This is a genomic window from Lactobacillus paragasseri (genome assembly GCF_003584685.1).
GTDB lineage: Bacteria > Bacillota > Bacilli > Lactobacillales > Lactobacillaceae > Lactobacillus > Lactobacillus paragasseri.
In genome coordinates, this window is record NZ_AP018549.1 from 1,642,843 (window position 1) to 1,656,092 (window position 13,250).

Sequence of the window (13,250 nt, forward strand, 5' to 3'; positions counted from 1 at the left end):
GAAAAAGAATGGAATATTTCAATTTAAACGATGGGAATCGTATCCCCAAAATCGGTTTTGGAACTTATAAATTAAACGGTTCTCGCGGCGTTTTTGCTATCCAAGCAGCCTTAAAAAATGGTTATCGTCTACTAGATTCCGCCGTTAATTATGAAAACGAGGGAGCTGTAGGGCGTGCCATCAAAAATAGTAGTGTAAACCGCGACAATATTTTTATAACTTCTAAATTACCTGGGCGTCATCACAAATACCAAGAAGCACTTGAACAAATTCAAGAATCTCTTTACTCTGCCGACCTCGACTATTATGATCTCTATCTAATCCACTGGCCAAATCCAAAGGAAAACCACTACCTTGAAGCTTGGCAAGCCATGATTGATGCACAAAGATTCGGCTTAATTCGCTCAGTAGGAGTTTCTAACTTCGAACCAGAACATATTGAATACTTATACCGTGAAACTGGTGTTATGCCAGCTGTTAACCAAATCGAACTGCATCCTTACTGGTCAAGTAAAAAAGTTCGTGAGTATGATAATCAACATCATATTATTACTGAAGCTTGGAGTCCGCTTCAGCGTGGTGGTGAAGCCTTTCAAGAAAAAGAAATTATTGAATTAGCACAGAAATATCACAAATCTCCCGCTCAAATAATCTTACGCTGGGAAACGCAAATCAATGTTGTGCCAATTCCAAAAGCCAGTTCTTATAAGCACCAACTAAGCAATTTAGACATTTTTGATTTCAAATTAACTCCTGAAGAAGTTCAAAGCTTAATTGATTTAGATAAAGAATCCGCACGCCGTTTCGATCCGAACGAGCACGAAGAATTCTAAAGAAAGCAGGTAAAATCTTCATGCAAGCAATTTTAAATAAACGAGTTTCAAAAATTGCTTTATTTTATGATCTCGTTTTTGTCTACATGATCTCTAAAACAACTGAGATACTTCATCATCTTGAGCATGGCCTTGTTTCCCCTACATCTTTTGCGCTATTTGCATTAATTGTTATTATCTTTATTAATTCATGGATGGTTCAAACTGTCTTTACTAATCGCTATGGGATAGGTAGCTGGGCAGACATTGCTTTTTATTTCATTGACATGATGATTCTGCTTTACATGTCTAACTCTTTTGACACAAACAACCTAACTGAAATGAAAATTTTATTTATTTCTGCTGGTTTACTTTCTTTTACTTTAGCAAGTCATTACTTAATTAATTATTTTCAAATTAAAAGTGAAATTGATCAAAATATTTCCCGGGCATTTTTCCTAATTTTAATTTTTAGATCAATCACTTTAATCATTGGCGGACTATTAGATAATATTCCTGGCTTTGTTTTAGCAGTCATTGGCATTATTTTTAGTTGGTTAATGCCTATTTTAACCACAAAATATACTATTAAACATCCTATTATTTTTCCTCATTTACTTGAAAGATTAAATCTTTTAGTAATTATTATCTTTGGTGAAACAATTATTGGAATTGCGGATTATTTTCGACCTAATACTTTTTCACTTTATTCAATTCTTATCTTTTTAACAGTCGCTTTATTATTTTTCACTTATGCTTTACAATTCGATAAGTTTACTGATGAAGATCAAGATGACGTTACAGGTAATGCTTTAATTTATTTACACTATTTAATAATTTTTGGAATCAGTCTAATTACTGTTAGCATTAAATTTATTCACGAAACAGACGCTAATTCTTGGTTTGCCGTCTTATGTCTATATTGCGGGGTTGGTTTATTTTATTTAGGATTATTATTTGCAACACGCTACAATAAACCGCAATTCAAATTAAGAAGATCTACTATTCTGGTCTTTTTAATTACAACTATAATTGGAGCAACTTCTTGCCTTATTTGGTCTAGTTTTGAGGTAATTACAATTCTAACTTTTATAATCGTAGCAATTAATATCAGCTGGTTAGTCCATCTTAATCTTCCCCACATAAAAAAAGGAATCCTACTATAGGATTCCTTTTTAGTATCTAGATTTTTAACTACGTGCCCAATTATCAAGCACATTTAAGAAAAAGCTCTCTGACCAAGTTCTAATGTTTTGCCCTTGTTTTTTCAGAGCTTTTGCCTTATTTAATTCAGTAACATCTGTTCTGAAGAAATCGTGATCACCAACTAGAACGTAATCCGTATCTTGCCCCACTTCTTCTTGAATAAAGCCGCCTAGATTTTTTACTGCGTTAGCTAATTCATACTCATCTAGGTCTAAATCACCAGCAATTACCACTTTTTTATGAATAAAAGGACTGCGAAAAGCTTGCGTTTGCTTAACAATATCAGGCCACTCACTAGTTAAATCTAAAGTTTTAACTGCCTCTTGTGCTCTAAGCATATGCTCTTGTTTAAATAGTTTATGAAACTCATCAAAAACCTTTTTAGTATCTAAGCAATCATCTAAACCACGGTGTTCTTGGTTCTCTGCAATATTCATTCGATGCATGCAATCAAGCAAGCGACTATGTCGCTCTTGTGGATAAAAGCTACGCGCCAAACGGTAAACATCTACATAGTCATTGTTTAAAACTGTCAAATGATACTTTTCAGCTAAATCATAAACAAAGTTCAAATCAAAATTTACATTATAGCCAACAATTGGATCACTGCCGATAAATTCGCGATACTTCTTAATTGCTTCTTGAACTGGTAATCCTTTTTCTTCAATAGCTGCTTCATCAATTCCATTTAATTTAGTAATAAAAGCAGGTACCTTATTATTATCAGGAAACTTCACTAATTCTGAAAAAGTTGCTACTACTTCTCCATGACGTACTTTCAAGCCACCCATTTCGGTAATTCGATCACGATATGGACTAAGACCAGTAGTTTCAACATCAATTAAAGTATAGTTTTCTGGAAAACCAGGCTTTTCAATTCCTTTTTGACGTATTTTATCTTGAGCAGCTGGAATTCGTAGCACACCTTGAATAACTGAAATACTCATTTTTTAACCTTCATTTTTAGAAATTTTTTCAATCACTTCAGGAAGCGCCATCCCTAACCCGGCACTTCTTTTTTGAATGTTATCAGGTAATTCATCCTGACTTAAATCGGCTGCAACATAATGCCAATCTTTAAATTGTTCTACTAATTTTACCATTGGATCAAGCAATTGTGGACTAGTTGGATCAACACCTAATTCTAAAACCACAACTTTCTTAGTTTGATTTCTAGTTAAAAACCACCGAAATCTTGTATTAGCATCTTCATCTGGGAAGAAATGTGCATTAAGCGGCATATGAATTTCCATTGGTGAATCACAATCTTCGCAGCGCGGAATCTCGCCTTGTCCATTAATATATCTCTTTACAACAGACAAATCAGAGTAAGTACCATGGTTTAATCCACTAGAACACTGCATTCTAGTCCAATCGCCAAAAACATCAAAAATTTTCTCTTGCTCAAATCCCGCTGTTTCAAAAAAGTGACCAAAAGCACTGGTCGCAATAAAATAGTTCTTTCCATTTAAGAGCTCTTTTAATTGCTTCATTGCCTTACTTGGTTCATATTCAACTGAATATTCATTAATTAACTGACTCCAAAACTGCCATTTTTCATCCCAGGAATCAAAATTTTTGTCTAAGGCATCTGCAATAGTTTTAACATGATATTTTTTGCTTACTGCTTGATATTCAATTGGAAAAGCCGCGTCCTCAAACATATCAAGCCCCTCCATTTGTGCAAAGCCATTACCAGCAGTAACAATTACTGCATCTGCTTCAGCTAGCCATTTTTGTATTTGTTTAAAATCTTTCATGTTATTTCTTCCTTTTATTTTTCAGAATATCCAACCAAACGTAGTTTTCCTTCGATATATTCTCCTAAAAAGACATCATCAATACTATTATAACCAGCTTTAGTTACTTCTTGTTCAAGCCAAGCACTAGATTTATGAATTAAATCTAAAACGTCATCATTAATTTGACCATCACTAATAATTGGAAAGCGAATATTATCTTCATCGTTTTCAATTACCGTTAACTGCCCATTTTGTTCAAAAATGCAATTTTTAACTTTTTCAACTGAATAAATTCCTCGACTCCTCAATCTAAACATTAATTCATTAGCTGAAATACCCGCCTTCATGCAATTTCCAACTAAGACCTGACCATTCTTTATCACTTGAACCGGTTTTCCATCAATTAAATTACGAACCCAATTACTACGTTCACGTCCAAACTTCAAAATAAAGACTACCAAAGTCCAAATCACTAATACGAGTAAAAATTGAATAATTGTAATGCTGGAATTATAAATTAAACCACCAATAATTCCACCAAGGACATAATTTTGTAACTGATCTAATGCTGTAGTTGGTGCTAAATTACTCTTACCAAAAACGTTAATCTGAATAATGAGAGTTAAGATCCCTAAAGCAAACTTAATAAATAATTGTGTATAATCCATCTTTTACCTACTTTTGTACATATACATGATGATCAATTACATGAGCACGAGTCAAAGTGTAACTATTATTATCTTCATTTAAATTCAATTGATAATCTTCATTTTTGGAATCGATTCGGATAATCATTCCATCTTGCAAGGTCGTCGAACTTACCATTACATCGCTTTTCTTAACATTTGCATCGTCTGCAATTGACTTAATAAAAGGAACAATTTGAGCAGCCTTTGATTTTTGCTCATTATTTTGAATATATTTTTCATACTGAGTACCAGCAAATAATACCAAAAATAAAAGTGCGATGATTCCTAAATCACGATACCTGGTATTAAAACGATCTCGTAAATAAAGAATAGTAAAAATAATCATCGCACTAGCTGCTACAATCATTAAGATATATAAGGCCGTCCGATCAGTGTTTTGGTGACTTTGAATATAATTTATTGTATAAAAATTCATTTAACTTAATACTTTCTCTTTAATGGACGTTCATCACGATTACTATTTAATAAAACATGTTGCCGAGCAATTTCAATCAAAGTTCTAGAAAGCAATGCCATACTCTCAGTTGTTACATATTCATATGGCCCGTGGAAGTTCGCACCACCATTAAATAAGTTAGGTGTAGGAATGCCCTTTTCTGAAATAAAATCTCCATCTGTTCCACCGCGAAATGGAATAATTTTAGGCTTTAATCCTAGAGCGTCATAGGCATGTAAAACTAAATTTACAACATAAGGATATTTCTTAATTAAATCACCAGGACTACGGTATTGATCATGCAACTCTAAGGTTACGCGATCTTTTCCATATTTTTCATTTAACTTATCCACTAGGTCTGTGACTAACTTTTTCTTTTTCTCAAAGCCATCAGTATCAAAGTCTCGGATAATCAATTGAATTTGGGCATGATCAACATTACCGTTATTGGATAAAACCATAAAATAGCCATCAAAGCCCTTACTATTTTCTGGGACCTCATCAGCTGGCAAGCCTTGGATAAATTCACTAGACATCAAAGCAGCATTAACCATTAAGCCATATGCTTCTCCGGGATGAACAACTGTACCATGAAAATGAATTGTAGCAGCTGCTGCATTAAAAGTTTCAAAAGCAATGTCACCTGGATCTCCATTATCTAGAGTATAGGCGAACTCAACTGGAAAACGTTGAACATCAAAACGAGCTGCTCCTTTACCAATTTCCTCATCAGGACCAAAAGCAACCCAAATATCGCCATGCTTTACGCTAGAATTTTCTTTTAAATATTTGAGCATTCCTAATAAACCCGCAATTCCGGCCTTATCATCCGCTCCAAGCAAGGTTGTTCCATCAGCAGTAATTAAAGTTTCACCTAAGTGCTTTTTCAAACTAGAAAATTCACTTGTGGACAAAACTCGCCCCTCTTTTAATACAATATCCTTTCCATCATAGTCTTGATGTACTTGCGGCTGAACATTTTCTGCATTGAAGTCAGCTGTATCCACATGGGCCACAAAACCGATCGGAGTAACTTGTTCATCTCTCACTGTGCCAGGTAGTTTTCCAACAAGATATGAATCTTTTTTAGAAAAAGAGATATTTTCTAAGCCCAAATTTTCTAATTCTTGTTCGATTATTTTTAGCAATTCAATTTGTCCAGGTGTTGTTGGTACTTCTTTACTTTGGTCATCTGAGCGCGTGTTTACCTTACAATATTCAATAAATTTATCTTGAATATACGCTTGATCAATTACAGCCATTTTAACTACATTCCCTTCTCCTAGATATTTTAATTATATTTTAAGGAAAAATATGCTTATGTCAATTTTCTATAATTCAGACGCTCCACTTTCGGCATCAATTTCTTGATTTTTACGATAAACTTCACCATTCGGATTATTTGGATCATCAACTAATTTTTGCCCAGTTTCCTTTAAATAATATTCCACAAGTGGATAAATATCTTGAATACTCTCATTAATTCCTGAAAATTGATGATTTTTATCAAAAACAGCACGATAACTATCCACCATAAACCTCTTTTGAGTATTAGTCTGGTCCGCAAAGCGGAATTCTTTTTCCCGACCTGTGCTTAATTTGTGGAAGACTTCCTCTAACTGTTTCTTTTCTTGCTCTGTTTTACCCAACGAAATAATATTTTCTCCAAGCTCTGGTGGATTATAGTTCATTCCCGGCAATTGTTTATAATATGTAAATTTTCCCAATTTATTAAAAGCAAGCAAGTTACTAGGAAAAGATGATAAATAATTATTTAAATCTGATACTCTCATTAAGCCCGTATTTAGCTTTACATAGTCATCATTATTTGCTGCATTTGCCAATTTCTTTTTCCACTTTTCATTCATCTATTTATACCTCACAAACAAAAAAGCATGCCGAAACTCGACATGCTCATTTTAACTTATTTCGATTTTTATTAGTCTTTAATAGCTTTTAATCCTTCACGCTTTCTTCCCATATTAAACCAAGGGGAAACAGTAAAGGCCAAAACGTCATTAACAACATAAATTAAGGAGTTAACTGCCATTGCTAAAGTTGCATCTCCTTGTGCGTAAGTTACACCCCAAAGAATTAATTGAAAAATTCCACTAGCAGTCCACCAGAAGTATTGGTTGTTGTAGCGTAAGAAACACATAATTCCAGCAGTTAATGAAATAGCGAAACTAATTGCATCAATCCAAGGACGTGGATCGTTAGTAAATTTACCAATTAAGTAACCTGATACTGCATACACAATTAAGGTACCAACAATTGCAATAATCCATTCTTTAGCACCAAATTTACGTAAATGGTTCTTAGTATCATCATTCCAAGATCTAACTGAAATAATAACTGGTAAGTCTAAAGTTAAAATATAAGCAATTTGCTCAAAAATCGATAAGTAATTTTTAGCAGCTAAACCTGCATAAATAAAACAAGCTGCCGAAATTAAACCAAGCCAACCATTAATTGCCTTAGTAGCATTGATTGCTAACACACATAATGTTCCAAGTAGAGTACCAATGAAAGTAATTAGTGTTAAAGTAGTAATTTTGTTTTGAATCAAAATAGCCAATTGAAACCCAAAGGCAAAGAACCAAAGCATATAGTTTTGTACTGGCCAGCCATGTAATTGCTTAAATAGCCAAACAAAGTAATTATCCTTTCTTTCCTTATGATCTTCTTGTAATGATGTTGAATTATCCATCCATTAACTCCTCTTTCTCTATATTAGGTCACACCATATATTGTGCCTTATCCGCCTTTTACTCAAAAAAGCATCTGTATCTAGTATAGTAGTCAAAAAATTCAAAACAAGAGTTTACATCTTTAGGTAAATATGCGGTAGGCGTTCCTTCCAGTTAAATAAAACGCTTTCTTTTCTTAGTCATTAGGATTTTCGAATAATTTAATATTTTTTTGACCTTTCAGCTTGCATCATCAGCATAACTTTACGTTCCAATTTATTTTTTTGATACTTTTTTTAATAACGTTTTTTAATTAGGTGCTTATTTTATTATGTTATAAAATTTATAGTCTTTGCCTTTTAAAGCTATTAATAGCAACTTTTTATCAAAAATAATATGAATATTCAGATTAATCAATCTTTTTTGATTTCATTATTTAAAGTTGAGTTATAATAACTTGTTGGAAAACAAAATTGTTATTTTATATATAAAATGATTGTAATCGAGGAAAAAGAAATGTCACATAAGAATGATTTATCTTTTATTGCTAAGCTTAATGGGAAAGAAAAGTTTAGCCTTAGAAAACTTTCAGTTGGATTAGTTACTGTTGCATTAGGTACAACATTCTTTTTAGAAAGTTCTAATACCGCGCATGCTGCTGAAGTAAACACTACAAGTCAAAATGTTACTAGCCAAGAAAGTACTTCCGATTCTCTCAAATCGCGCACTTTAAATATTCAAAAAACTAAAGCTTCAGAAGATTCCACAACTAGCACTAAAACTGTTCAAAATAATGAACAAACTTCTGTAAATCAAACTAGTAAAAATAGTGAAGCTACTTTTAGGCAAGAAACTAACTTATTCGCTACTAAGTCAGAAAAAGCAAACACTACACAAGCATCAGCTCAAGCAATTAATTTTGAAGAAAAAATTCAAACTACCACTGATCAGAATCAATCTACAGCTGTAAGTATTACAGGTGATGACGCTAATAAGTCAATGATGGCTAATGTTACTCAAGGAACAATTAGAGTTCATATTAATCAAAATAAAGAGAACCACATTACTATTAATAATGGACAAAAAATCACAGTTTCAATCGCTGCCACTAATAACTTGTTACGCTTTAGTACTCCTCCTTCTAAGATTAACGACTTTGAGATAAGCACATCACAAACAAATACCAATAAAATCTTTACTTTTACTTATACTGGTAGTGATGATGGGATTCTATCAAATTTTAATCCAACCTTTTATTTTACAGCTGATAATGACGCAACTAAGCAATATAAGGACATTCACGGTACTTACCCAGACTTCAATTTACCTGTTACCGTAACTTTATTTAATAACCAAAAATTTACTCAAAACTTACCAATCAAGATTACTCCATATAAAGATCTAGTTGTAACCAAAGAAATTCTTCACGGTTTTGTTATGGGACCAAAATTAATTGGAACCCCTGGGCAAGACGGTTATCCTGGTAATAATGGTTCTTATACCGAAAATGGTGCAACTTATTATGGACCAGAACCAAGTGCCGCGGCAGATGTTCCTGCTGATAAACAGAAATCTGCTCGGCTAATGCAATACGCACTTGAGTGGAATTATGGTTCTGCTAAAGATCCAAGTTTAAATCCATTAATGAATGTTTTAGCTAACATAAAATTTAATAATGGGCAAGAAATTCTTCCATCTACTATTAAGGCTTTCAAGATTCCAGCAGATATGGAAGTCGTTGATTCTGAGGGTCAAAGAGTACCAATTAATAAGTACTATGGTAACCTTGCAACTCTTCCTGAAGACACCAACTTTGAAAAATTTTTAAGAGACTCAATTTCTAGCGACAAAAAACAAATTACTATTGATCAAAAAGGCAATTTTACAGTTAACGGCGTAGATTATTCTACAATGGGGCCTTACTTTATTCAGTTAGATACCCTATTAAACCCTAACGCTATTGACAATTGGGCAAGTAATCCAGATTCCGGTGTGGGGCCTTCAATTACTACTCCAATTGTTAATGAAAATGATTGGAAACACTCCGGTTCAGGAAGTACAACTAATACCTCTACTCAAACTTATACCGACTTCAAATTTGATCCTGCAGTTGATCGTGTTGTTAGAATCTACTTCATTGACGAAAACACCGATAAAGAAATTCCAGATACCGTAAGATCAATTATTGCTAAAACTAATTCTACTGTTGATAACCCAACTAGCAATATTATCAATGATCTTAAGAAACAAGGCTACGTGTTAGATAAACAAGCAACTAACGGTGAAACAAGTGATTTCAGCAAGAATCTGAAAAATTACAATATAAGTAATCAAAACTTTAAGACAGATTCTTTAGAAAATAACTACAACAGTCAAAAGATTAATATCAAAGATAAATCACTTAAGTATTACGTTTACCTTTACCATGGTACTACACCAGTTAGCGACAAAAAGACAATAAAAGAAACAATTAATTACGTTTATGCTAACGGTACTCAAGAAGGAAAAACGGCCGCAAATCCTTATGATAAGACTGTAAGTTATACTCGCACTGGAACTAACGATTTAGTTACCGACCACATTACGTGGGAAAAGTGGCAACCTGATTCCAGTTTCAATGCTGTAGAATCACCTAATGCAAATGATAAGAATTATACCTTAGTTGATAAAGATGAAATCCCAGTCATTAAGTTAAATATCGACAATGACGGTAAGATTACTATTGAAAATAATGTTCCATTAATTTACACAGTTCATTACTATGCCCCAGAACATGCACGCCTTACTTTCTACGATGATACTGAAAATCAAAACTTATCTGATTATTTAACCAAAAATGGACAGAAGGCCTCATTAACTGATACTTATTCTGAATTAGACAATAATTCAAGCAAGCAGCCTATCTCATTTACTGATGCAGATAATATCGTTAACTTTTTAAAGAACAATCACTACATCTTTACCGGTGTTTCTGGTAATGGTTCTATCACAAATTCTGATTATTCAAAGATCGCTTATGGAAACTTCGATAATGATGAAACTAAGGATCAAGAGTTTATTCTTCATTTTAAGCATGCATTAGATAATCAGAATGAAACTGCTGTAGTTGCAGAAAAAGTTAACTATGTCTATGAAAATGGTCCCCACGCAGGTAAGACAGTGGTTGATGCTGCAACTTCTCCAATTGACCAAAAAATTACTTACACAAGAACTAGAACTGTAGACCTTGTCAATGATCCTAAAGGTGAAAATACTAAATGGTCTAACTGGACACCTGATAAAGCATTCATTGAAAACTTTAATTTACCAGAAAAAGTTAGTGGTCTTGATAACCAAGAAAAAATTTATTCATTAGATTTAGCTCAAGTTAAAGCTACAAAAGATGGTAAAGTGTTCGACTACTCTTCACTTAAACTGCCATTTGAAACATCAGAATTGAGTAATGATAAGACTATTAATCTAAAAGTCACTATTCCATATACTTTAGCTGAAAATATTACAGTTAACTATATTGATGACACGACTGGAAAAACTTTAGAGAGTAAGTCATTATCAGGTAAGCCTAATACAGAAGCCAATTATTCAACTAAGGATACTATTGATAAATATGTCGCTCAAAACTATGTTCTAGTTAACGACCCAACCAATCAAGCCCCTCTTTCATTTGACAACGACGAACTTCCTAATAATCAAAATTATGAAGTTCATTTCAAACATGGAATCGGTCCTGTTTCTAACAAGAAGACAGTTACCGAAACTATTCACTATATTTATAAAGATGGTTCCCCAGCTGCTAAAGATGCTACTAACCAACTCACTTTCACTGAAACTGGTACAAAAGATTTAGTTACTGGCACAACTGATACAAAATGGACTGCTCCACAAACTTTCGCTTCAGTCACTTCTCCAACAATTTCTGGCTATACTCCAGATCAACTTAAAATTGATGCTATTAAAGTTGACCATAACTCTCAAAATATTGAGAAGACAGTCATCTACAATGCTGATAAGCAAGGTGCTGTTCTTCGCTTCTATGATGATACTGAAGGAAAATTCATTGACTTTGCTAAAGACCTTAAGACAGATGGAACAAGCAAATCTACTATTTCATTTACTATTCCATCCAATTACGATTTTTCAAACTATAACTTTGTTGCAGTAAACGTAGGTAATGATCCTAAAAATATAACTACTAAGTTGTCAGGCGATACGTTGTCTGATGTAACTTACGGCAAGTTTGATACTAATGATCAAGTCGACCAGTACTTCATCGCTCACTTTACTCATAAGACAAATGACGTTAAAGAAAATAAGTCTATTTCTGAAAAAGTTGTCCTTTATGCCGAAAATGGTCCTAAGAAAGGTCAAGCTCTCCAAACTATTGAATTAGGTAATACCGGTTTCACTAGAAATGGACAAAAAGACTTGGTTACAAATCAAGTTTCTTGGGAAACATGGACAATAGAAAATAATAGTCACGCTGTTTCTCTACCAGTGACATTTTCAACTGTTTATAAGATTGATCCTACTAATATTACTCAAACTACACCTGTTTCCAAGAAGTTTGAAATTAATAATCAAATAGTATCTCCACTAACCTTCAATGCTACGACGGATCAAGATTTGATTAAATCTTTAGCAAACAGTACAGAATTTATGGTTAAAGTTCCGTATGAATTAACTGAAAATGTTAATGTAACTTATATTGATGATACTACTGGTAAAACATTAGAAACTAAGAGCTTATCTGGTGCGCCTAATACAAATTCACAATATTCTACTAAAGATACAATTGATAAATACGTAGCTAATAATTACGTTTTAATCAGTGATCCAACTGATCAAAAAAACATTTTCTATGATAATGATGAAAAGCCTAACAATCAAAATTATGATGTTCACTTTAAACACGCCTTTAAAGAGATCAATAATTCTAAGACTGTTAACGAAACTATCACCTATATTTATGATAACGGCAAAGAAGCTGCACCAACTTATAATACTTCTGTAGAATTTACTCAAGCTGGAAAGCTCGATTTGGTAACCAACAAGGAAGAATTGAATGATTGGTCTCCAGTTTCTAATACCTTTATCGCAGTTACCTCACCAGTCATTAAGAACTATACTGCCGATCAAAAACAAATTGCTGCACAAGCAGTTCAACCAAATAGTAGTGACCTTTCGTTCCAAGTTGTTTACACTGCTGTTCCAGTTCAACCTACCAAACCAACCGAGCCTACTAAGCCGGTTCAACCTACAAAGCCAACTGTACCTACTAAGCCGGTTCAACCTACTAAACCAACTATACCTACTAAACCGGTTCAACCTGCTAAACCAACTATACCTACTAAACCGGTTCAACCTGCTAAACCAGCTAAATCAACACAAACCCAATTAGTAAGAAAGAACAACGAAACAAAATCACCTATTTCTTCTCATTTAGCTTTACCAACAAACGCTGCTAGTCACGAAACTAAGAAAACTGAAGAAAACAACTTACCTCAAACTGGCGCTAAGCCAAATGATGCTAGCCTAATCGGTTTAGCCTTTGGCGCTACTTCATTCTTACTTGGTCTAGTTGGCAGTGAACTTAAACGAAAGAGAAAGAATTAATTTCTTTTCAACAAAAACGTTAGATTAAAACTCTAACGTTT

10 protein-coding genes are annotated in these 13,250 nt (G+C 33.5%); 3 read left to right on the top strand and 7 right to left on the bottom strand.

From position 1 onward, the window contains the following. Positions 1-8 precede the first annotated feature (8 nt). Positions 9-833: an aldo/keto reductase gene (locus LpgJCM5343_RS08140; protein WP_049149808.1), complete on the top strand. Its 825-nt coding sequence runs from the start codon at positions 9-11 to the stop codon at positions 831-833. Positions 834-853: 20 nt separating this feature from the next. Then, entirely contained in the window at positions 854-1,978 is a 1,125-nt protein-coding gene (locus LpgJCM5343_RS08145) for a low temperature requirement protein A (RefSeq protein WP_101891082.1), read from the top strand. A 24-nt stretch (positions 1,979-2,002) separates the two neighbouring features. Here LpgJCM5343_RS08145 and LpgJCM5343_RS08150 read toward each other — a convergent pair whose 3' ends face one another. From LpgJCM5343_RS08150 to pnuC, 7 genes are all read right to left on the bottom strand, one after another. After that, a complete protein-coding gene (locus LpgJCM5343_RS08150; protein WP_049149809.1) occupies positions 2,003-2,965 on the bottom strand; it encodes an exonuclease domain-containing protein in 963 nt (320 codons plus the stop codon). Between the two features lie 3 nt (positions 2,966-2,968). Then, the gene (locus LpgJCM5343_RS08155) at positions 2,969-3,778 is read right to left on the bottom strand and encodes an SIR2 family NAD-dependent protein deacylase (RefSeq protein ID WP_003651568.1); all 810 of its coding nucleotides are present in this window, start codon (positions 3,776-3,778) and stop codon (positions 2,969-2,971) included. Positions 3,779-3,792: 14 nt separating this feature from the next. Continuing rightward, complete coding sequence (locus LpgJCM5343_RS08160; protein ID WP_003650030.1) at positions 3,793-4,428, bottom strand: DUF421 domain-containing protein; 636 nt, start codon at positions 4,426-4,428, stop codon at positions 3,793-3,795. Between the two features lie 7 nt (positions 4,429-4,435). Then, positions 4,436-4,885: a DUF3290 domain-containing protein gene (locus LpgJCM5343_RS08165; protein WP_003650029.1), complete on the bottom strand. Its 450-nt coding sequence runs from the start codon at positions 4,883-4,885 to the stop codon at positions 4,436-4,438. 5 nt (positions 4,886-4,890) lie between these two features. Further along, complete coding sequence (gene pepT / locus LpgJCM5343_RS08170) at positions 4,891-6,168, bottom strand: peptidase T (RefSeq protein WP_039155710.1); 1,278 nt, start codon at positions 6,166-6,168, stop codon at positions 4,891-4,893. Positions 6,169-6,237: 69 nt separating this feature from the next. Continuing rightward, entirely contained in the window at positions 6,238-6,774 is a 537-nt protein-coding gene (locus LpgJCM5343_RS08175) for a PAS domain-containing protein (protein ID WP_020807596.1), read from the bottom strand. 71 nt (positions 6,775-6,845) lie between these two features. Beyond that, positions 6,846-7,616, bottom strand: a complete 771-nt coding sequence (pnuC, locus tag LpgJCM5343_RS08180; protein ID WP_003650026.1) for a nicotinamide riboside transporter PnuC — start codon at positions 7,614-7,616, stop codon at positions 6,846-6,848. Between the two features lie 496 nt (positions 7,617-8,112). On the opposite strand from pnuC, the gene LpgJCM5343_RS08185 reads away from it, so the two are divergent. Further along, positions 8,113-13,209 carry a mucin-binding protein gene (locus LpgJCM5343_RS08185; protein WP_239667485.1) on the top strand — a complete coding sequence of 1,699 codons (5,097 nt, stop codon included), beginning with the start codon at positions 8,113-8,115 and terminating at the stop codon, positions 13,207-13,209. The last annotated feature ends 41 nt before the right edge of the window (positions 13,210-13,250 follow it).

What these genes read in the sequence shown, in the direction of transcription:
- LpgJCM5343_RS08140 (WP_049149808.1), top strand. Translation starts at nt 9, where the DNA reads ATGGAATATTTCAATTTAAACGATGGGAATCGTATCCCCAAAATCGGT.
- LpgJCM5343_RS08185 (WP_239667485.1), top strand. Translation starts at nt 8,113, where the DNA reads ATGTCACATAAGAATGATTTATCTTTTATTGCTAAGCTTAATGGGAAA.
- LpgJCM5343_RS08150 (WP_049149809.1), bottom strand. Translation starts at nt 2,965, where the DNA reads ATGAGTATTTCAGTTATTCAAGGTGTGCTACGAATTCCAGCTGCTCAA.
- LpgJCM5343_RS08175 (WP_020807596.1), bottom strand. Translation starts at nt 6,774, where the DNA reads ATGAATGAAAAGTGGAAAAAGAAATTGGCAAATGCAGCAAATAATGAT.
- pnuC (WP_003650026.1), bottom strand. Translation starts at nt 7,616, where the DNA reads ATGGATAATTCAACATCATTACAAGAAGATCATAAGGAAAGAAAGGAT.
- LpgJCM5343_RS08165 (WP_003650029.1), bottom strand. Translation starts at nt 4,885, where the DNA reads ATGAATTTTTATACAATAAATTATATTCAAAGTCACCAAAACACTGAT.
- LpgJCM5343_RS08145 (WP_101891082.1), top strand. Translation starts at nt 854, where the DNA reads ATGCAAGCAATTTTAAATAAACGAGTTTCAAAAATTGCTTTATTTTAT.
- LpgJCM5343_RS08160 (WP_003650030.1), bottom strand. Translation starts at nt 4,428, where the DNA reads ATGGATTATACACAATTATTTATTAAGTTTGCTTTAGGGATCTTAACT.
- LpgJCM5343_RS08155 (WP_003651568.1), bottom strand. Translation starts at nt 3,778, where the DNA reads ATGAAAGATTTTAAACAAATACAAAAATGGCTAGCTGAAGCAGATGCA.
- pepT (WP_039155710.1), bottom strand. Translation starts at nt 6,168, where the DNA reads ATGGCTGTAATTGATCAAGCGTATATTCAAGATAAATTTATTGAATAT.